Source organism: Candidatus Tisiphia endosymbiont of Metellina segmentata, assembly GCF_964030715.1.
GTDB lineage: Bacteria > Pseudomonadota > Alphaproteobacteria > Rickettsiales > Rickettsiaceae > Tisiphia.
The window spans coordinates 338,809-360,405 of record NZ_OZ034919.1 but is presented as its reverse complement, the minus strand read 5'-3'; the positions used below and the strand labels follow the sequence as shown (position 1 = coordinate 360,405).

The following is a 21,597-nucleotide window of genomic DNA, read 5'->3' as shown; positions in this document are numbered from 1 at the left end:
TATTGCGTATTAACCTAATATAAAGTTAGGTTAATAACCTCTTCTCTGTAGCTTTCCAGCTGCTACTTAAAATAATAGCAATATCTTCGTTTATATTAATTTGCTGGTTCGGTAGGAGTGGGGATTCTTGAATTGTCCTATCCATTTATTATTGCTTGTAGTCTTCTGTTGTATCAATTATCTGGTTCAGAAAAAAATATGAATAATTTTTATTGAAACTCTATAATTCATTGGACTTCTTAAATTTATTGTGCATTCATGACATGTAAGCAATAATTTTTAGAATATTATACTTATATGGAAAATGTCATAAAACAAAGATTAAAATTACAACAAAAGAAAGCTAAAATTATTACTGAAGAAGCTAAAATTAAAATTATAGAAAGAAAAATGCGTACTCGTCGCTTAATTGAACTGGGCGGATTGATTGCTAAAGCAAAGCTTGATGACTTACCTACCAATAGTTTATTTGGAGCATTAGTCTCTTTGAAAAATGAATTAACAGAGTTCCCACATATCAAAGACCAATGGACTAAAATTGGCCGAAATATTTTTGATCAAGAATTAAAAGATAAGCCTCTCTTATCTTAAAAGTTAACCATTCTGCAAGTGCAGAGCTTAATATTACGGCATGAATGCCTAATGTCATAGGTATCCCACACTTATTGTTGAAGTTGGAAAGCATGCATAATGTGTTTTCGTAGTAATGAAAACAACATAGCAGGGGTATCACTTAACGAGTTATAAAAATAATCTTTTATCCAATCAAATCCATAATTGGATTTTGGACAAAATACCCTATTTTTTTACAAAATAGTAAGTTTTATAAAAAACTAGTATTTTTAGCTAACTTTTTAAAAAGTTTATCAATCTATAGTTAATATTTTTGCAATCTCAAGTAAATTACTTTATATCTCATATAGATTATAAGTTGCTAAATATAGGCTAAATTATTTTGTCCAAAGTCCAATAAATTTGGGAATTGGTATAATATTAAGCTCTGCACTTACAGTGCAGAGTGGTTAACTATTTTAAGTTTGTAAGGCATCTCTCTAGCCATCTTATATAATTCTCTATACGAAGTTTTGTGAAGGATATATCTTCTTGTTTTTCTATTTCTTTTAATTGCTGAATAATCTTTGGCAACCAAGACTTTCCTTCGTTTAAAATAAAGGTATTAATTTGATTATTGTGCCACTGATATCTGTTTATTAATGCCTCCACTATCTTCTTTTGGTCAGCATTTTTACACTGGAAAAATTTTTCCACAAACTCTTTTGCCTCTATATATTTTAATATAGGGCTATTATAATATATACCATCTCTTTTAATTTTTACGCAAAATGCGTCTAGATTATTTTGTAGTAGCTCTAATAACTCTTTAGCTTGCTCTTGATGTTTGGATTGCAGAACATTCTTTCTAATTTCTTTGCATTCCTTAATGAACTCTTTAAACTTCTTATTATCTTTACTATAAAAACCTAATCCAAGCGTATGCTCATGTTCAGTATAGTTGTAGTATATATTATTGTCTATCTCCTGTAATCTATCAGAACTTAGGTTTTCATAAATCTTTTTAAGATTTTTCTTTGCATAACCAATATATTCGTCGATATTAATATTGATCACCTTTTCTTCCTGAAAATACATAAGTAAGCTAATTATATGTTTAACTTCACCTTCCTCACCAACAGATATCTCTTTAAGATCATTTTGTACCTCATTAACTAGATTGCAAAACTCTTCTTTCTCTTCAAATTTAAAATGTAGCAGCTGATACCAAGCAGGCTCCTCCTTTTGATATCGAAAATAATTTTTTTCTAATGATTTTAGAATATCATCCTGCTTAATTTTATACTTAAAAATAATATCATCCCATATTGTGCTGTCTAATATGTAGTGTTCAATTCCATATTGTCTTATTTTAGCTTCAAATGCTTCTTTTACCTTGTAGTCTGTATTATTATCAAATGTCATACTCTTCCTATGAGACAAAGCACCTATTTTAGCTTCAAATGATAAGGTTAAGAATATTTTTACGATCTGTTTAAAAAGAGTATCCTCTGTATCTTTTTCAAACAACTTGTCCGTATAAAATCTTTCAAAATACTGAATGATTTGCTCTAAACATCTCAAATTTTTATCACCAAATCCTTTAAAAATCTCGCTAATTTCATTTTTGCTATATAGTAATTTGTTCTTTAGTGTGTTGTTTTCCACTTGCTTCAATATTGTGTCTATTGCACTATTCACATCTGCTTCTACTTCCAAAGTAATATCTATTACTTTTTCTTTTATTTTGCTCCACTGAGTTGACTGTGTATTTTGCTTCTCATTTCCCTGATGTTTGTTACTAATTTCCTCTGTATTAGCAATAATGATAGTTTTAATATTTTTTTGCTCAACAAAGTAATTAATGTACCCCCATAATTCTTCTATTGGAATTAAAGATCTCTCTAAATCATCAAAAACTAAAACAAATGAGGTCTTTGGGAATAATAGAGAGTATACTTTATATACCACTACGTTTGTAGCTACATGTTCTGCCAAAAATGCAAATATAGTATCCCAACATAGCAATACTAATCTGAATCCGAATCCGAATGCTAATATTAATACAAATACAAAATCATAATTCAGGGGTTTTTCTATATACCATTGTAGTGGTGATAGCAATAACGCTGCTATTACTAATGAGAACAAAAATTTGACCTTTCGGATTATGCATAAGCTAGACTTGACATCTGAATCTAATAGATCGTTTAACATTGCCCTACTGAGATCAGATGTTTTTGATATGCCATTTACACTTGTATAAGCTATGTATGACTTGCCTTTGTTCTCTTCAGTATTTTTTCTGTTCTTTCTTCTGTATTCTTGGATCAAATACGTTTTACCTATTCCCCACTTTCCATTGATGAGAAGAGCATAATTATTACCTGCACTCCGGTTATTATTACAATATTCATTTAAGCATGTTTCTATATGCTCATTTGGCTTAGGATTAGGTGAAGTCATGTGTATCCTGCATTTATTTAGAAAATTCAAAAAATTATATCTAATAAAATTCTTTTGTCAATTATAGGTAGCATGGAAATAAGTAATGTTTTTGGTATCCCTAAATATTTATTTGACTCTATCTTAGATTACTGCCATCAGTAAATTGTATATGGACTTAGAAATTGGACTTTGGACAAAAACCCCTGTTTTTTCACAAATAGAAAATTTTATAAAAAACTAGTATTTTAAATTAAATTTCTAAGATTATTATTAATCTATAGTTAATATTTTTACAATTTTAGGTAAATTATTTTACATAAAAGATAAATTATAAGTTGCTAAATATAGGCTAAATTATTTTGTTCAAAGTCCAATAGACTAGCGGCAGTAAGATATAAACATTTCCTACCACGTAAACACCATTTCCTAGCTAAAGCTATTGATCTGGACTTTGGACAAAATATTATCTACAAAAATAGGAAATTTAGTTTTAATAATTTACTTTGCTGTAACCTTGAGTTTGTTCAAATTGTATTCTTTGGGGGTGTGAGATTTTAGTATGTTTTTTCAAACCCTCAAAGAATGCAATTTGTATATTAATTGTGTGTTCAATGTTATTGTAATAGTCACTTATGTCAATAAGATTTATTATAAAAGCTTTGATTACAAGGGATTGATACAGTTTATTGAGTGTTGTTACTAGATATTTAGGTATTTATTAGTCGATAAATAATCACTTTTAATCTTACTGTTGAGTAGGATATTAGTGAATATTTTTGATGATTTTGTCCAAAGTCCAAGTTAAAAGGTTATCTAAAAAATGAAGTCAATTCAAGAAAAATAATACATAATGTTATTAACACTAGAATTATCTTATGCATGTAATATCTCCATAGGTTTCTAAAATATATTTTTATACTTCCTTTCTGTTAATATTGTCTATAGTGATCCCATTTGTCTAGAAAAGATTTGTTTTGAGGCTCAATCTAATAGTTTTTAGATATGATTTCAGTATCAAATAGCTAGTTTCAAAAAAAGTGTATATTTTCCATTATAATTTGTTCAACAGTTTGTATCAACTAATCGATTATTATCAGATATATTCTGCAGGATTTCGTAATTGAAGATTACATTGAGACAGTGTTGTTCTAATTCCCTAGCAAGCTTAGGTATTTTTAAGTAAGCAGCTAATGATAAAAATATCTGTAAAGTTTCTGAAGTTGTTTGCCAAATTTTGTCAAGAGGCTTAGCCCTTACTGTCTGCATATTATGCAATCTATCACATAGCTTAATTAATAATAAATCCTCTTTTTTTTGCATATATAATATCTTAACCATTTCTACGGCACTAATCTTATAATCTTTCTTAATTCTGGTTAAATCTTGAACATAATATGCTATCTTATCATTAAATGCTTTTGCTATTATTTCTTGAGTACATTCTGTGTCCTCAATAACATCATGGAATATGGCAGTAACAATAACATCAGTTTTAAATGAATAGTCAGCAACCATATAGGCAACTTCTAAAGTATGAGTGTAAAATAATTCTCCAGTTTTACGCTTTTGTCCACTGTGATATTTTTTGGCATAGTAAATAGCCTTAGTAACTTGGTTCAAATCTATCTTATTTATTGCACATTTATTTAATAGCAAAAGTTTTTGTAATAATCTTTTACTATAATAACAATTATAAGACTCCTTATACTTACAAGTAAAGTGATTTTCAAACATATTGTGCCATGTGGTAAATTAATAATTCAAGTTTAGTTAACTAACGGTAATAATCAAGAAATTTTATCAGTAGGTCAAAATATTTCCCTCATGTTAAACTTCTTTCACAAGAAGTATTTAAGGTCTTGTAATTTGATTTACAAAACCTTAAATTGCTTAGTGATTATTGATGATATATAGGCAATGTTACTGGTATATCACATGTAACAGTCGTACTCTTACCCTCTTCACTTTCAACGTGAATATCTCCATGCATTTCATCGATCAACCTTTTAACAAAGGTCAGTCCTAAATTTAATCGTTTATATCCAGTTGCAAAATTAAATTCAGTATCCTTACTTCTAATATATTGCTGTATTTCTTCAGATATGCCAATACCTGTATCATGAATAATAAGTTGTAGCATCATCTCTTTATTATCTTCAGCTATAGTAGTAGGAAATAGATTTACTGTCACAATAACTTTGCCTTTTTCAGTAAATTTAACTGAATTAGCTACTAATTGTTCTAATATTACCGATATCCAGTAACTATCACCAATAATAATCTTTGCTATATTGTACTGCAAATTATAAAAAAGATCTAAACCTTTAGCCTTAGCTTCTGTTATAATTTTATTAATAGTGTCATTGACTAATTGCTCTAGATCAAAAGCTTGTAAATCTATGGGAACTAATTTAGTATCTTGTTGTAAAAAATTTACTAGATTATGAGAATAATCAAGTAGTCCTTTAGCATAATCGATAACAATATTAGATAAGGTATCTTTCTTGTTACTATCTGTTTCTACTCCATAAAGTGTCAGTAGCTCAGAGAGCATTGCATTACATGATATATCTAATTTATTACTAATATTTTTAATTAAATCTATCTTAAATAGATTAGATTCTTTTAGTGAATGCTTTGCTTTTTGTAATTCTAGTGCTAATTCTTGATCCTTATCTATAAAACTGTATTCTTGGTCAGATGGCATTAATGTGACAGATATGGGAGATAATTGCAATGTCCAAGCTTGCTGCACCATATTTTTAACTTTATTGTTATCTTTTTGTTGATTTGTGTGATTACTTATCATAACATTTCCTTGCTGTTGAAGTTAAAAAAAAGACAGCTCAGAGGTTAAGGTGATAAGATGTTGTAGTTTTTAACTTAACCTCTGAACTAGAGTTGCACCATACAGCTCTTAACCAAGAGAGATATCACCACAATTCTTGGAAGTACAGAGGATTTAAGAGCCTTTTTGCCAGATTTTTTTATAATATGACAAAAAGCTGCATAAATGAGACAGACTTAAAATATAATATTTGTTAGCCCTATTTTTTATCAATTATACATAGATAAAAATAACACTAAATGATGCTATAATAAACACTAAAATCCCTTTGACTATGCTGTTTTGCTGGCATTTAAGCCTATTTTCTGATATAATCTTTAGTAGAAAAATTAAAGATAAATAATAAATCATGTCAGTACAAAACTTAAGTAAACCCCAACCATTCTTACAATGGGTGGGTGGTAAAAGAAAAATTGTTGATAAATTAATTAACTATATTCCTTCAGGAGTAAATAATTATTATGAGCCCTTCCTTGGAGGTGGGGCTTTGTTCTTTCAAGTAAAATATATGTTTAATAAATGCTATCTATCTGATATTAATCTTGACTTAGTAACGTCTTATAATGCGGTTAAAAAGAATCCAAAAGAAATAAGTAAGTTACTTGATTTACATCAAGCAAACCATTGCAAAGAATATTATTATCAAGTCAGAAGTGATAATAATAGTAACAATCCTAATGAAATTACTGCAAGATTTATCTATCTTAATAGATATTCCTTTAAAGGAATATATCGTATCAATATCAATGGTGATCCAGTTCAAAGCTTCTCTGGTAGAAACTACCATAAATCTGATATTACTAGTAGATTGCAACAATGTAGTAGTTTATTATCTAGTACATCTATTTGTGCTATAGATTTTTCTTTTATTGAGCCTCAGAAAAATGACTTTGTCTATTTCGATCCACCTTATCACAAATCTGGTGAGAAATTTTATACTAGATTGCCATTTGATGAACAAGAACAAATGAGACTAAGAGATTTTGCTAAGGAACTAGATAATAAAGATGTTAAGTTTATAATTTCTAATAGTGATACTCCTTTTATTAGAAGCTTGTACAAAGATTTTAATATTAATATTATCAAGGTTACCTATTCTATGCCCCAAACAAGAAAAACTTCTGATGAAGTAATTGTTACAAATTACTAATTTTTAAGTAGTAATCTTGTAATTATCATTCCAGCCAATTAATTCAAAACTACAGTTTTGAGCTTGAAAAGCAGTTTTTAGGTCTTGCATGTGACGATTTCTAATGTAATAATCATAAAAAGCTGAAGTAGACTTGAGAATTACTTTTTTATTGATGTTATCTTCTTGTACCACTATTAATGTACTAAAGGTAGCGATATCAATATATTTATTGTATCGTTCAATTAAAAATTTTCTAGCTTTATACCATAATGAATCAGGATTTAATTGCTTAGCTAGTTCAAGCAAATAAGCATTATTTTCATCTTTAATATTATTTTCTTGTGTTGCTGATATAGATTGCTTGTATGGTATAATTTGTAACGTTGTTATTTTATTACCATACACCATTTGTACTTGCTGTAATATTTTAGTTTTAATATGTTCTGATAAGGCAATATCTTTTAACAATTTGAACTGAAATTGATCCCCTAAAACTTTACCAAATGTACAAGAAGTTAACAACTGATAAGCTGTATCAGTATCAAAAGCACCAGAAATTTTACGTTTTAATTGGGCTTGCTGGCTATTATTAGTACTATATTCTATCTTCTGTAAGTACTGCTCTTTAGCTTTATTCTCATCACTAGATTTAAATTGGAAATTGCTAGAATTAACTTTAGTAGTTTCTCGTAGTTCATGGCTTAAGGCTTTAGCCATATAGTTCAAAAGCACTTTCTTATGACCAAAATGATGATTTGAATATTCCTCAGCTAGCTTTAATAGCAACTTGTTGATAAAGTCTAAGTTAAATTCTCGATTTGATTTAAGCTGCAATAAATCAGCATCTTCTTGAGTTAGAGGATAGAAATCAGCTAATCCTTTTCTTCTGAACCAGCTATTTTTATGTTTTATAACTGGCATAACTGAATTATTAGAGCAATTTGATGCTACTGGTGCCTGATGTTTGTGTGAAACTTTTTGAACAACTTTTTGTAGTGTTGTACTGAGTGGCAAAGCAGTTGTAATAGGATTTTCAGTAGATGCTTTAGTATTATCAACTACTTGTAGTTCATCTGATAATTTTTGTTCAAGATTTTGTTGTGGTAATTGTTGGTTATTATCAATTTGATTTATTTCATTTTTTAAAATTTCAGATTTGTTATATCTAGATTTATTAGATATATCTTTATTATTATCTATATATATAGAGTGGTCCAAACTTTTTTGGGGTTGAGGCAAAAATTCTTTGGGGTTGACCCCAAAGTTTTTTGGAGTTGAAGCAAAAATTTTTTCATTTTTAGATGGTATTTTATTAGAAGCAGGCTGGAAATTTTTAGCAAGTTTAATACAAGGAGTATTACGACACTTAATGCCATATTTGATTACTGTTGCGTTATAAACTTTAATAAAGCCACTTTTTTGCAACTCAAGTAGGCATTGTCTTACACGTTCTTGACAAACACTTAAGTTTTCTTGAAAGAAATGATAGGTTTCCTTAAGTTCATCAATGCTATTATTATGATAGATTTGTAAGCGAAAAACTATTAGAGATAGAAGCTGCCTTGCAGTTTTACTTAATATTTTTCCGTTATGAGATGAGAGATTATTCCATTCAGGTGGGATAAAATTACCAACAAAATTATAGAAAATGATTGAATTTTGATCATCAAAATTATGCGTTGCACAATCATTAGTAAAATGCGATGAGCATATAGTGAGCATAAGACCTCAACTTAAACATCAGTTTAGAAGAGGTATTGAAGACAATTATAGTACTATTTTTAAAAACGCGATGAGCATATAGTGAGCATACGGAGTATGTAGGTAAAATTGGTATATTATGAAAAGCTTGGAGATATGGTGGTGGGCGATAGAGGATTCGAACCTCTGACCTTTACGATGTCAATGTAAAAGTCGATTTCACCCTGCTTTTTTGCTTTTTTCTTATACACTAATTTATAGCCCATAACCCTAATGTTCATAGTACTTTTCTTGGGTGCCAAAAATTATAGCTTAACTGTAGTAGAGTTATAATAATTTGTCAATCTTAAAAAAATATTAGAAATTTTAAAATAGGATATGGATATAATGAGCATATAGTGAGTCAAATTTTATGATCAATTTTTACCTTGCCATTTACTTAGACCATTTGAATTTATGAATCAATAATTACAATTATTAGTTGTTTGTATTGTAAAAGTAATAATAAGTTCATTGTAATTATATTTGATATAGAATTTGCTATTACAATTAAAACATACTACAGTTTTAAATATATATTTCAGTTAAGCTATAATAGGTAATATTATGCCAGTTAGATCATTACTGTTTACTAAAGAGATACTTCAAGCAATAAAAGCTCCAGAAGCAAAGCGAGATATATATAAAGATACCAAAGAAAAAGGATTATTGCTAATCATCTCATACGGTGGTAGTAAAATATTTTATTTAGGAGTGGTACTTAGTAAAAAGTATCATAGAATCAAAATAGGAGTATTTCCTTATCTATCTATTATTGATGCAAGACTCAAAGCATCTGAGTTAAAAGGGAAAATTGCCCAAGGATATAATCCTATAGAAGAAAAAGCTAGATTATCTAAAGAGCCTAACTTTAAAGAGTTTTATGCTAGATACCTTGATGAATACAGTAAAATTAATAATAAAAGATGGAAAGATTATGCTGCTTCTGTAGATAGATATGCAAAACATTTATATAATAGAAAAATATCAACCATTCAAAAAGCAGATATTCAAGAATTATTTAATAAATTGACGAAAACTGGTAAATATGGAGCTAACAGGTTTCTTGAAATATTAAAACCTGTATTTAATAAAGCAATAGAATGGGAATTGATTAAGGTAAATCCAGCTATTGGGATAACAAAGCATCAGGAACAATCTAGAGACCGTTATTTAACTAGAGAAGAAATACCACAGTTTTTTGCAGCAATAGCAAAAGAGAAAAATGAAGTAATGAAAGATTTTTTCTTAATAGCTTTATATACATCAGTTCGTAAAGATAATTTGCTTACTATGAAATGGGAACAAGTAAGTTTTACTGACAAACAATTATATCTTCCAGAAACTAAAAATGGCAAGCCTCATTCTTTACCTTTATTAGATCAAGCATTAGAAATATTAAAAGCACGAAAAGAGCAATCTACTAGCAGTTGGGTATTTCCAAGTGAGACCAGCAGTAGTGGTCATTTACAAGAACCAAAGAAAGCGTGGAGTAGGATTTGTCAAAAAGCTGGTATAGAAAATTTAAGGATTCATGATTTAAGAAGAACAGTTCCAAGTTGGATGGCAATGACCGGAGCAAATCAGTATGTAATTGGGCAACTACTTAATCATATGGATCCAAGATCAACTGCAGTTTATGCTAGACTTGCCAATGATACTGCTCGCAAATACATGCAAAGGGCGATTGATGCGATGATCCCGAAAGTACAACAATGATGGGAGTTTCGGATTTTATGTTTGAGAATAAAGTAAAATTAGCTAAAAAATCTTGAAATATCCGTAATATAGTTATTTCACTAATTATAGGTGTTAAAGTATTCGTGCTAAAAATGCTGCTAAAGAAAAGCTAAAAGAATTAATTAAACAAGAATTAAATTAACTTGCATTTATGGATAAAGTTTCGATAGTTTGGTTGCGGCGTAATTTACGGCTGCATGATAATAAATCATTCGCAGCCGCAATTCGTAATTCCGGAAAAATCCTACCCATTTTTATTTTTGATACTACAATCTTAGAAAGGTTTAAAAATCCTCATGATAGAAGGCTTTCCTTTTTAGTAAATGCTCTTTGTCTAATTAATGATGAATTAAAAAAGCTAAAAGGAAAGCTTTTAGTATTTTACGGTGATCCTGTAGAAATTATACCAAAAATCGCAAGTAGTTTAAAAATTGAAGATATCTACGCTGACGAAGATTATGAACCAAGCAATATAAAACGTGATAAGAAAATAGAGAAGTTATTAAGTGATAACTGCACGCTCCATTTATATTGTGATCACTTATTAATAAGACCTGATAAAGTTTTAACTAAAGAAAGTAAGCCTTATAAAGTATATACTCCTTATATGCATGTTTTTCGCAAGTTTATAGCAGATAATGGAAGCTTAGCACATAATAAATTATTAACGCAGTATAGTTATAACTTAGGGGATAAATTATATACGCTGCAAGATATAGAACTAACAATTATCGATCTAAATAAAGGTGAAAGCGAAGTTTTAAAACAGATCGGTTATGTTTATAAAGAAGATGAGCTTTGGCAGCCTAACAATGCTCAAAATATATTAAATAAATTTATTACAAATAGAATAAATAATTATAAAACTAATCGAGATTTTTTATATCTTAACGGCACAAGTACTATCTCGCCTTATCTGAGATTTGGGCTTATATCTATAAGAGAATGTTACCGTCAAGCCTTTAATGCTATTTCAAATCCTGGCAGTATAACATGGATTAATGAATTAATTTGGCGAGAGTTTTATGCAACTATTTTATATTATTTTCCAGGTACAGTTAATGAAGAGTTCCTTGAAAAATATAGGAATAAAATAGCTTGGAATAATAACAAAGAATATTTGGATAAATTTATTAATGCCGAAACCGGTTACCCTATAATAGATGCTGCAGTTAAGCAATTGCTTTGCGACGGCTGGATGCATAATAGGGCAAGAATGATTGTTGCTAGTTTCTTTAGCAAGAATTTGCTTTTAGATTGGCGAAAAGGTGAAGAGTTTTTTGCTCAATATCTGATGGATTACGAATTATCTTCAAATGTCGGTGGATGGCAGTGGGTAAGCTCATGCGGTACTGATGCACAGCCTTATTTCCGTATATTTAACCCTTATACTCAAGGAAAAAGTTTTGACCCGGACGCTGAATATATCAAGAAATATCTACCTACCTTAAAGAATGCCCCACCGCACACCATCCACAATATAAATTTCCATACAATGTATGATAACTACCCAAAACCAATAGTTGATTATGGGTTATCAAGAGCAAAAGCTATTGAAGTATTCAAAGCAATAAAAGTTTAATAGTATATTAAGCTTCTTTCAACACTAAGATTTAAGATCAAAATATGAGCTAAAAACAGTACATGACAAAGAAATTAACATAATGCTGTGAACTTACCCTATTACAGAATGAGAAGCGTATGCTACTAGGATAGGAAAAGCCATTAATGAAATTATAACTATCACTGAAAAAAAGAATTAATAAACTAGATATAGTAAATGTACTATTTAAATTTTTAAAGCAACCTATATTACAAAAAGGATAAAATATTAACAAAAAAGATTACTAATCAATAATAATATAATCTTAATTAAAATTAATTTTATTAGTGAAAGGTAGTGTAAATGTTATATTACCATTTTGCCCTATGAGGAAATTATAATAGTGTGTTGCCACATCTACTGCATCACAACTGCAATTGGATTGAATTGCCAGTTTCAAACACTCCATTTTTAATTCTATATCACTTGTAAACATAATATTACTAATCATTATTAGATATTATTATACATTAACAAATCTAACTAGATTAATCAATAATTAATAGCTCAATAAACAGAGTATGTCTACCGATTATCGCAGTTTTATATTAGCTGCAGAATTTCTTATATTAGTCTAAATGATTCATTGGCAAAATGACAATAAAACTATTAATGTCTCAGTTGTTAGAGAACTTTAGTAAAATAGTTTGCTCTTTATCTTGTAGCCTAATTCATTAGGTTAGTTACAACTACAAAGAGAATTACCAAAATATAAAGCTTGTTAGTATTGTAAATAATCTTATGCAAAATTTGAATCAAAATCAAAGATTATATTGGTCATTATCAAAGCCATTAAAATACATGGGCTTAAGTTTAGATGAGTGGGCAGTAATGTTATTAGGTGTAGTGCCTGGTATAGTATTACTTAATAGTGGTAATGCTAAACTAGGATTAGTAGGTATGATAGTTGGTATTGCTTTATGTTATGCATTTAAGAAATTTAAAAAAGTTTCAGAATATTTTTTGCTAAAAAGCTTTCTAGTAGCCAAGAAGTGGTTACCTGCTCCTGCCTGTTACCCTCTATTACTTGGTAAAATAGTAGGGAAATAATGGAGCAGTTATTCAAACAATCATCAATTCAGCAACTAGTTAAATATAACAAACATTTATTATTAGTAACTGTGTTATTGGCAATTACTAGTTTACTTGCAACAATTAAGCTAATAAGCAAAGAAGAGAAGTGGGTGTTAATTCCGGCAATAGAGCCAGATCGTCGAATGATAGTATCATCAAAAAATTATCATGAAACTTACTTGCAGGAATGGGCAATATTTGTGATGAAAGGCTTATTTACCACTTCACCAGAAGAGGTAGAAAGACAGATAGCTGATATGAAGGTAGTCTCTAGTAGTACAGAGCAGTTAGAAAAATTTTTTCAAGAACATTTACAATTTGTTAAAGGCTCTAATGTATCTTCTGTTTTTTTTCCAAAAAAAGTGAAAATAACTGATGATGGAGTATTAATTCAAGGGACATTTCGTTATTGGTTTGGTGATAACAAGCATATTGCAGCTGATAAGAGTTATCTTTTAACTTACAAGCGAGGTACTAATTACTTGTTATTGCTTACTGGTATTAAGGAAGAAACTAATCAAAGAGAAATATGACTGTCAACAAGCAAAATACTATAGTAGTCAAGTCAAGGATTAAGCAATATCTGGTATTTTCTGTAATGCTATTATTGTCAAATTTTTGGTTTAATAATGCTTATGCTGTAGGTTACATGTTACATAATGATTCTTTGTTAGAGTTACAGATAGCTAAAGACGCTCCAACTAGAATTAATATTGAAGGAGAGAAAATCAATAATATTTTCATTCATCCTCAAGAAGCAGCGGAAATAGTAGTTGATGATTGTGGGTGTCTGTTTATTTTACCTCAACAAGGTAAGGATAAGGTTTATTTAACTCTAATAGGGGAAAATGGTACAATACAGGATTTATTATTACGTTTTACTAATAAAAATCCATCTCCTATAAGATTGATTAAATTTAATTTAGAGCAAGATATAGTTAAAACAATGTCAATTAATGAAAAACAAGAGAATAACAATGATTATAAAGGAAAATATAAAAGTAACAAATAATAAGCAATCTGTTAATAAGCAGCATATTGGTTTAATTAGCTCAATGTTTATAGCATTATCAATTATCTTTTGTGTAAATATTTTATTAGCTGAAATATCATTTGCTAATACTTTAGAAGGTGAACTAGATAGAATTGGCGGGCTTTCTACCGGTAAACTTAAGACAATAGGAATATCTGGTGCAACTATCTTATACCAATTGCAATAATTAACGCAGTGGTGTAAAATGGGTTTTTACCTGATAAAGGTACTCAAATGGCTAGGTTAATATTACCGCAAGGTTTTCATGGTCATGATTTTATAAAAATGATGAAACATGAGCCGCATGGTCGAAATCGTATACGTTTATTGGCGATGTATTACCTTCAATTAGGCAAATCTTTTAAAGCCATATCTGAAATAGTGAAGTCACACTGGAAAACTGTGCAATCATGGCTCAGAAGATTTAGGAATCATGGTTTTGAAGGATTATTTGAATCACAAAGAAGCGGTGCCCCTAGGAAGATTAACACTATACAAGAGTCTACTCTTTTTGATAAAATCAATACGCTCAGTGAAAGTAAAACTGGTGGGTATATAACTGGAAAGGAGCTACATATCATGTTACTTGAGGAATATGGTGCTAAATGTACTTTAAAAACAGTCTACAATACTATGCACCGCCTTGGTTTTAGCTGGATTACTTCTCGTTCAATGCATCCAAAGTCAAATCAAGAGACTCAAAATACATATAAAAAAACTTCCCAGACATGCTAACAGAATTATTACCAAAAAATATCGATAGATGTAAAGTTGATATATGGTCTCAGGATGAAACTCGAGTTGGGCAACAAGGTAGCTTAACTCGTATATGGGCTAAGCGTGGCACTAGACCCCGTAAAGTTCGGCAACAGCAATTCATTTCAACATATATTTATGGAGCTGCTTGCCATGATACAGGAGAAGCTTTTGCATTAATTTTACCATATGCAAATACACAGGCAATGAATAAATTCTTAGAAGACCTTTCTCGCAGTATTCAAGGCAACCGACATATAGCTTTACTAACGGATAATGCAGGTTGGCACACAGCCAAAAAACTAACTGTGCCAAGCAATATCACTTTGATACCGCTTCCGCCCTATGCACCGGAACTTAATGCAATGGAACAAGTTTGGGAATGGATCAAAAATCATTTCTTGTCTAACCAATGTTATGGTGTATATGAAGATATCGTCACTATGGCTTGTTACGCTTGGAATCAATTTGCTCATAATGTAGATTTAGTAAAATCAATTATGTATAGAGACTGGATAAATACACCGTGTTAATTATTGCAATTGGTATAACATGATATGTAGCTCCTTTCCAGTTATATACCCACCAGTTTTACTTTCACTGAGCGTATTGATTTTATCAAAAAGAGCAGACTCTTGTATAGTGTTAATCTTCCTAGGGGCACCGCTTCTTTGTGATTCAAATAATCCTTCAAAACCATGATTCCTAAATCTTCTGAGCCATGATTGCACAGTTTTCCAGTGTGACTTCACTATTTCAGATATGGCTTTAAAAGATTTGCCTAATTGAAGGTAATACATCGCCAATAAACGTATACGATTTCGACCATGCGGCTCATGTTTCATCATTTTTATAAAATCATGACCATGAAAACCTTGCGGTAATATTAACCTAGCCATTTGAGTACCTTTATCAGTTAAAAACCCATTTTACACCACTGCGTTAATTATTGCAATTGGTATAATTACTTATTGTACAAACTATCAGAGTTAGCTAGCTAATTCTAGAATCTTGTTCAGTTTAATCATTAATTGGTTAGAGGAGAAACAAAGTATTGTTATAAAAAATATTTGATTCTTGATGACTTAGTGGAAATCTAATATATTGTATAATATAGGGAGGGTGCTTATGAATTTACCCAAAAAAATGAAGGATCATAAAAAACAAAAAAACTACACTCTATTATATATGCTTGTAGCTATGATTGTATTGGTGTATTTTGTAACTTTAATAAAGCTTTCAAGTTAAAACTATGGAAAAAAAAACTATCCTTCAATTTTTTGGAGGTATTATTCTAGTGGTAGGTGTAATAATTTTTGCAATTAATCATAAAAGCACATCTAAGAATGATGTAGATACTAATATAGTAGAAATTGTAACGGTTATAAAGAATCATAGATTTGAGCCAAATATTATTAGAGTAGAAAGTGGTAAGAAGATTCGTTTTACTATCCACAACCAAGATAGTACAGTAGAAGAGTTTGAGAGTCATGATCTGCACCGTGAAAAGATTATTATGCCAAATGACTCTATAAATATCATCCTTGCCCCTTTAGCCCCGGGTAAATATGATTTTTTTGGAGACTTTCATCAAGAGACAGCACAAGGGTCTCTCATTATTAATTAAATTTATTTAGGTTTAGATGTTTAAAATAGCATTAGTGGTATTCAGGGAATGCCTAGAAATAGCTTTGTTGCTTGGTGTAATACTTGCTGTGACAAAACAATTAGAAAAATCTAGAATTTATATAATTGCTGGAGTCATGCTTGGTACAGTTTCTGCTGCGTTATTTGCTTTCTTTACTCGTAGTATAACCGTAGCATTTAGTGGTCTAGGTGATGAGATATTTAACTCTGGAGTTATTTTGTTAACAGTTGCATTAATTGGTTGGACTATAGTATGGATGCAAGGTTATGGTATTAAGATAAAACAAAATCTTAATGATTTGTCTGTAAAAATTAGTAGCGGTGATAGTAGTTATATAATGCTAGTACTGATTGTTGCGGCAACTATTCTTCGAGAAGGAATGGAAATTATTATATTAGTTTATAGTATTTCTTCAGTCGAAATTATTGACAGTAATAGCTATCTATTAGGATTAATTATTGGTATAGTCAGTGGCCTAACTTTGGGTATCATTATCTATTTAGGTTTAATAAAAATAGTAAATCAACAATATATATTTCGTATATCTTCCATTTTATTAATGCTTGTTGCTAGTGGTTTTGCAGCAGAAGCTGCTGGTATATTGAGTTCTTCAGGGATTATTACTATTTTATCCGACCAGCTTTGGGATAGCTCTTGGCTCATTTCTGACAGAAGTATCTATGGTAAATTCCTAAAAATGATTACTGGATATATTGCTAGACCTAACGGATTACAAGTTGTTTTTTATGTTTGTACTCTAGGTTTAATTAATATCTTAATACAAATAAAAATCAGACACACAAAAGTAGTAACAGAGAAATAAAACTATTTATGATTAATTTTTTATCAGAAGTTGCTCCGCTTATAGCTTTTTTTATTGGCTATTTTTATGGCGGTAGTATACAAAGTGCGACGTTATATATACTTATTACTTCAATTATTTGTATTAGTCTGTGTTATCTTATAGAAGGCAAAGTTTCCAAATCCTCCTTAGTATCTTCTGGAGTGTTGTTAGTCTCAGCTAGTATAGTTTTGATTAGTGGTAACTCTATGTATATCAAAATCAAACCAACTATTCTATATGTAATTTTTAGTAGTACATTTTTTATCAGTGCCATAAGAAATAAGGCCTTTTTGAAATATATGTTTAATCATTTTGTCCAACTTGAAGATAAGAACTGGAATATTTTAAGCTATAGATCTGCTGGTTTTTTACTGTTTATGGCAGTGTTAAATGAAATAATATGGCGTAATTTTGCAGAATCTACATGGGTTATATTTAAAATATTTGGAGCAATACCTATAACGATCATTTTCTTTTTACTACAACTACCTTTTATACTGAAGAACAGACTTCCAGATTCAACAGAGTAAGGTATACTCTTCTGTTCCTACGAATTGTTTTTTGAAAATATCATGGATTCGCATGCTCACGTACAACTAGTCACACTACTACCATGATTTTAATTCTATCGTCTATCAACTCTTCATTTACGAGCAGTATATAGATTGATGAAATATTTTGTAACATAATGTAACTTGCATGTAATTGTTTAAGGCATTAAAATAAGTTGAATTTCTAAAATGTTAGCAAAATTAACCAATGCAAGTATCAATACTAAACCCAGTAAGTTGTTATGGTGTAGGCGTTCATTCCGGTAACATTACTCAGATGACTTTAAGACCAGCTGTAGAAAATACCGGTATTGTTTTTGTCAGAACTGATGTAAGGCAAGAGATAAATTTTATTCAAGCTAGTTGTTTAAATGTTTCAGAAACTTCTTTATCTACTACCATAAAAAATGAACATAATATTTATGTTTCAACTATAGAACATTTAATGGCAGCTCTTTGGGGATGTGGAATCGATAATTTAATAATTGAAATCGATGGTCCTGAAATCCCGATAATGGATGGTAGCAGTAAACCATTCGTCTTTATGATAGAATGTGCTGGTAGACAATTACAAAATGCTCCAAAGAAATACCTAAAAATCTTAAAAGAAATTAGGGCAATTCACAGAGATTGCGAGTTATTAGCTAACCCTGCTCATAGCATGACAGTTGATATGACAATAGATTTTGCTAGCAAAGCTATTGGCAAGCAAAATTTAGTCTTCTCAGAGAATGAGTCTTTCAAGAATAACATTGCTGATGCTAGAACTTTTGGATTTATCCATGAACTTGAATATTTAAAAAGCAAGGGCTTAGCACGTGGTGCATCTCTCGATAACGCTATAGGTATAGATCAAGATATTATAATAAACCACGATGGACTTAGATATAAAGATGAATTTGTACGGCATAAACTTCTCGATCTGTTCGGAGATTTATATACTACAGGAGGTCATCTAATAGCTGACATCACGGGTTATAAAACTAGTCATGCTCTGAATAACCAATTCTTACGACAAGTGTTTAGTGATCGCAGCTCCTATCAATGGGTTAGTGCTAGAGAAATTTAGGTTATTTTTTACCCAAAAACTTGAAAATTGGTTTACCAACTCTTCAAGTTTTTGCAGTATACTCGAATAATTTAAAGAGGGGATATTTATACGCCTTATGTGCAGCTATCGTTAACTCTAGTATCGGTATTATGTCAATTCGGGATAAGGTCATAATTTAGTGCTATAATAGGTCTCTTTTTTTTAACTAGCTATGGTAGAGGGATTGTGACCACAAAATTACCTCTCGAAACTAGTATTCAGATAATAAGAGGTTTATATGAGAAAAATAGTAGAAACGCTTAACACGTTACAAGATACCCGATATCTTAGAAAAATTATGCGTAAGGTCTATGGATTAATAAAACCAGCTTGCTTCTCTAACTTTTCAAAGTGATAGATGCCAAAAGCAAACCCTAGGGTTATTGGGATCATGAGAAATAATAACCCATAATTACCAAAATATTCTATTAGATATACAAGACCAAAAGAAGCAATAATATAGATTAAAGTACGCGATAAAGCGAAAGACAAACTAACGTAAGTACATCGTCTAAAAATAGGAATATGCCGGAAAAAAATTGTATCCGCTGGCATGGTACAGATACCAAATAGCCCCGTCATTAATTGGATTAGAAATATGACAATTGGGGTTTTATAATGGTCTAGTAAATAAGGACAACTAACAATAAAAATACAGAATATCGCTAGTCTTACCTTAAGAATTATTAATGGGTATATTTTATAACTCAATGATAGGTAAGCCACTAGTTTGACTAGTGAGACCATCAAGGCTTGGCCTTTAGATTTAGTATAAAATAAAAAGTTATCATATATAACTTCTTTGGCTTGACGGTCAAAGGAGAAAATATATGACAACATACGAAAGTTTAAATCATTCTAAATGGGATTGCAAATATCATATTGTGTTTATTCCAAAGTGTCGTAAAAAAGAATTGTACGGGAAGGTTAGAAAATATCTTGGGAACGTATTCCATGAGTTAGCTTTTCAACGTGGGAGAAAGATCATAGAGGGGCATATGGTACAAGATCATGTGCATATGCTCATCAAGATTCCTTCTAAATATTCTGTAGCTGAAGTAATAGGCTATATCAAGGGGAAAAGTGCTATAGCCGTTGCTAGGCAGTTTGGTGGACGAAAACGTAATTTTAATGGAGAAAAGTTGTGGGCTAGAGGTTATGCGGTCTCAACTGTAGGATTTGAAGAGAATCAGATCAAACACTACATTAAGAATCAAGAGCAACTTGATAGTTTAGGCTCTGACGAATCAGGAGAATTTTAATTAACAATGGCAGCCCTTTGGGCTGCTCATAACCGTCAAGCCCCTCGCTTTGCGAGGGCGTTCTGACTAAAGATAGCATTACAAGAAGAAAATTATGATGAATTACTGCCTCCGGCGAATAACCACAAGAGTTTTTTAAAATGCTACTACAATGGATATAAGCAAAATAGAAGCATATAGGCCATCCACACTGTATCACGAAGTAAGCTAACATTGTTGTCATGTTAAATTTTGTCGGCCCAATAGAATTATCCACTACTGATTTTTGTCTTAGAAATTTTGGTGTTTCTTTCAGCATCGTCCTAGCCATTGTCCCAACAATGGCTATTGTTGCACCTGCCCAAAAAGCTAGACGCCAACTAATTCCAAATGACGTACTAAAAGATGCTAAACCAAGTGCAAATATTCCTCCTATGATAGTACAAACTGAAACTAACGCTACAATTGGATATTGGATAGGTGGTTTGGTCATTTCAGTCAGATATAGTTCAACACCTATTATCTCTCCTACGGAAGATATACCTTGAAGAATCCGACATATTATAATTATCCAAGTAGAGACAATACCTATTTGATCATAAACAGGTAAATTAGCTATAGTAATACATGAAATAGCCATTATAAACGTTGTTATAATGATTGTTGCTTTATAACCAACATTATCTCCTATATAACCAAAAATCAAAGCACCAACAGGTCTAAATATATAGGTCAAACAAAAAGTTAAAGCAGCTAGGAGTGAAGCAGCGTGTGGATCAGTCTTAGGAAAAAATAGATCATTTAACAGAATTGCTAAATGAATATACAGCATCAGATCAAAATACTCTAAAAATGTACCTATTAAAAGTAAACCTGTAGTATATTTTTGCTCTGTTGTTAGATGAGTCTGAGTAAGTATTACCTTTGATTGAATAATTTCATCCATAGTTATACCCTTTGCATACTAATTTTTAGTATATCTTAACATTATTAATATTTAAGTTAAAATGAATTTCTTACTAATAGTATGTTAATAATAACAAATGTGTGTTATAAAAGTAATTAGATAAAAAAATAGAACTATGCACGTAATAGAAAAGAATATTAAGCTGCTTTGATAAAGCTAATTACTTCTTGGTTTTAGTAGATAGAGAAGCTGGAGATACTATAACTCAACTAAAATTGCAGAAATTAATTTATTTTGCACAAGGGGTAAGCCTTGCTTTATTAGATAGACCTTTGTTTAATAGACCTTATATCTTAAGAATGTGTTATAAGTAATTAAAGAGGGTACTTA

The 21,597-nt window shown here is 30.3% G+C and carries 21 protein-coding genes and 1 tRNA gene; 15 read left to right on the top strand and 7 right to left on the bottom strand.

What is annotated here, in order from left to right:
• The first annotated feature begins 297 nt into the window (after positions 1-297).
• Positions 298-591, top strand: a complete 294-nt coding sequence (locus tag AAHM80_RS02050; RefSeq protein WP_250310713.1) for a conjugal transfer protein TraD — start codon at positions 298-300, stop codon at positions 589-591.
• A gap of 435 nt (positions 592-1,026) precedes the next feature.
• On the opposite strand, the gene AAHM80_RS02045 is transcribed toward AAHM80_RS02050, so the two are convergent.
• The 3 genes from AAHM80_RS02045 to AAHM80_RS02035 form a co-directional block, all read right to left on the bottom strand.
• A complete protein-coding gene (locus AAHM80_RS02045; RefSeq protein ID WP_342260125.1) occupies positions 1,027-3,018 on the bottom strand; it encodes a P-loop NTPase fold protein in 1,992 nt (663 codons plus the stop codon).
• A gap of 1,044 nt (positions 3,019-4,062) precedes the next feature.
• Positions 4,063-4,734 (bottom strand): HD domain-containing protein, encoded by a 672-nt coding sequence (locus AAHM80_RS02040; protein WP_342260124.1) that lies wholly within the window; start codon positions 4,732-4,734, stop codon positions 4,063-4,065.
• Positions 4,735-4,897: 163 nt separating this feature from the next.
• Positions 4,898-5,809, bottom strand: a complete 912-nt coding sequence (locus AAHM80_RS02035; RefSeq protein WP_342260123.1) for a sensor histidine kinase — start codon at positions 5,807-5,809, stop codon at positions 4,898-4,900.
• Between the two features lie 388 nt (positions 5,810-6,197).
• On the opposite strand from AAHM80_RS02035, the gene AAHM80_RS02030 reads away from it, so the two are divergent.
• Complete coding sequence (locus tag AAHM80_RS02030) at positions 6,198-6,998, top strand: Dam family site-specific DNA-(adenine-N6)-methyltransferase (RefSeq protein WP_342260122.1); 801 nt, start codon at positions 6,198-6,200, stop codon at positions 6,996-6,998.
• A gap of 3 nt (positions 6,999-7,001) precedes the next feature.
• Here AAHM80_RS02030 and AAHM80_RS02025 read toward each other — a convergent pair whose 3' ends face one another.
• Both AAHM80_RS02025 and AAHM80_RS02020 read right to left on the bottom strand, forming a co-directional pair.
• Positions 7,002-8,702, bottom strand: a complete 1,701-nt coding sequence (locus tag AAHM80_RS02025) for a hypothetical protein (RefSeq protein ID WP_342260121.1) — start codon at positions 8,700-8,702, stop codon at positions 7,002-7,004.
• A gap of 139 nt (positions 8,703-8,841) precedes the next feature.
• A tRNA-Val gene (locus AAHM80_RS02020) sits at positions 8,842-8,945 on the bottom strand.
• A 327-nt stretch (positions 8,946-9,272) separates the two neighbouring features.
• Between AAHM80_RS02020 and AAHM80_RS02015 the strand changes: the two genes are divergently transcribed.
• The 8 genes from AAHM80_RS02015 to AAHM80_RS01980 all read left to right on the top strand — a co-directional run bounded on the left by AAHM80_RS02015 (position 9,273) and on the right by AAHM80_RS01980 (position 15,459).
• Positions 9,273-10,439, top strand: a complete 1,167-nt coding sequence (locus tag AAHM80_RS02015; protein WP_342260397.1) for a tyrosine-type recombinase/integrase — start codon at positions 9,273-9,275, stop codon at positions 10,437-10,439.
• A 172-nt stretch (positions 10,440-10,611) separates the two neighbouring features.
• Complete coding sequence (locus tag AAHM80_RS02010; RefSeq protein WP_342260120.1) at positions 10,612-12,042, top strand: deoxyribodipyrimidine photo-lyase; 1,431 nt, start codon at positions 10,612-10,614, stop codon at positions 12,040-12,042.
• 762 nt (positions 12,043-12,804) lie between these two features.
• Positions 12,805-13,113, top strand: a complete 309-nt coding sequence (locus tag AAHM80_RS02005; protein WP_342260119.1) for a hypothetical protein — start codon at positions 12,805-12,807, stop codon at positions 13,111-13,113.
• Positions 13,113-13,670: a TraE/TraK family type IV conjugative transfer system protein gene (locus tag AAHM80_RS02000; protein ID WP_342260118.1), complete on the top strand. Its 558-nt coding sequence runs from the start codon at positions 13,113-13,115 to the stop codon at positions 13,668-13,670. The genes AAHM80_RS02005 and AAHM80_RS02000 overlap by 1 nt, the downstream gene beginning before the upstream one ends.
• Positions 13,667-14,149 carry a hypothetical protein gene (locus AAHM80_RS01995; RefSeq protein ID WP_342260117.1) on the top strand — a complete coding sequence of 161 codons (483 nt, stop codon included), beginning with the start codon at positions 13,667-13,669 and terminating at the stop codon, positions 14,147-14,149. The genes AAHM80_RS02000 and AAHM80_RS01995 overlap by 4 nt, the downstream gene beginning before the upstream one ends.
• On the top strand, positions 14,115-14,357 hold the full coding sequence (locus tag AAHM80_RS01990; protein WP_410521538.1) for a hypothetical protein: 243 nt from the start codon (positions 14,115-14,117) through the stop codon (positions 14,355-14,357). The genes AAHM80_RS01995 and AAHM80_RS01990 overlap by 35 nt, the downstream gene beginning before the upstream one ends.
• A gap of 47 nt (positions 14,358-14,404) precedes the next feature.
• Positions 14,405-14,905 (top strand): helix-turn-helix domain-containing protein, encoded by a 501-nt coding sequence (locus AAHM80_RS01985; protein ID WP_342259545.1) that lies wholly within the window; start codon positions 14,405-14,407, stop codon positions 14,903-14,905.
• A complete protein-coding gene (locus AAHM80_RS01980; protein ID WP_342259384.1) occupies positions 14,899-15,459 on the top strand; it encodes an IS630 family transposase in 561 nt (186 codons plus the stop codon). Before AAHM80_RS01985 ends, AAHM80_RS01980 begins: the two co-directional genes overlap by 7 nt.
• Here the strand turns inward: AAHM80_RS01980 and AAHM80_RS01975 are convergent, their stop codons facing one another.
• Entirely contained in the window at positions 15,460-15,825 is a 366-nt protein-coding gene (locus AAHM80_RS01975) for a helix-turn-helix domain-containing protein (protein ID WP_342260116.1), read from the bottom strand.
• A gap of 353 nt (positions 15,826-16,178) precedes the next feature.
• On the opposite strand from AAHM80_RS01975, the gene AAHM80_RS01970 reads away from it, so the two are divergent.
• From AAHM80_RS01970 to tnpA, 5 genes are all read left to right on the top strand, one after another.
• Positions 16,179-16,553, top strand: coding sequence for a cupredoxin domain-containing protein (locus tag AAHM80_RS01970; RefSeq protein WP_342260115.1), 375 nt, complete (start codon positions 16,179-16,181; stop codon positions 16,551-16,553).
• A 16-nt stretch (positions 16,554-16,569) separates the two neighbouring features.
• Positions 16,570-17,397, top strand: coding sequence for an FTR1 family protein (locus AAHM80_RS01965; RefSeq protein ID WP_341747632.1), 828 nt, complete (start codon positions 16,570-16,572; stop codon positions 17,395-17,397).
• 8 nt (positions 17,398-17,405) lie between these two features.
• Entirely contained in the window at positions 17,406-17,948 is a 543-nt protein-coding gene (locus tag AAHM80_RS01960; RefSeq protein ID WP_341751322.1) for a septation protein A, read from the top strand.
• A gap of 229 nt (positions 17,949-18,177) precedes the next feature.
• Positions 18,178-19,038: a UDP-3-O-acyl-N-acetylglucosamine deacetylase gene (gene lpxC / locus AAHM80_RS01955; RefSeq protein ID WP_342260114.1), complete on the top strand. Its 861-nt coding sequence runs from the start codon at positions 18,178-18,180 to the stop codon at positions 19,036-19,038.
• Between the two features lie 851 nt (positions 19,039-19,889).
• On the top strand, positions 19,890-20,321 hold the full coding sequence (gene tnpA / locus AAHM80_RS01950) for an IS200/IS605 family transposase (RefSeq protein ID WP_342260113.1): 432 nt from the start codon (positions 19,890-19,892) through the stop codon (positions 20,319-20,321).
• Here the strand turns inward: tnpA and AAHM80_RS01945 are convergent.
• Complete coding sequence (locus AAHM80_RS01945) at positions 20,266-21,246, bottom strand: MFS transporter (RefSeq protein WP_342260112.1); 981 nt, start codon at positions 21,244-21,246, stop codon at positions 20,266-20,268. The two genes, tnpA and AAHM80_RS01945, sit on opposite strands and share 56 nt — an antisense overlap.
• Positions 21,247-21,597 lie beyond the last annotated feature (351 nt).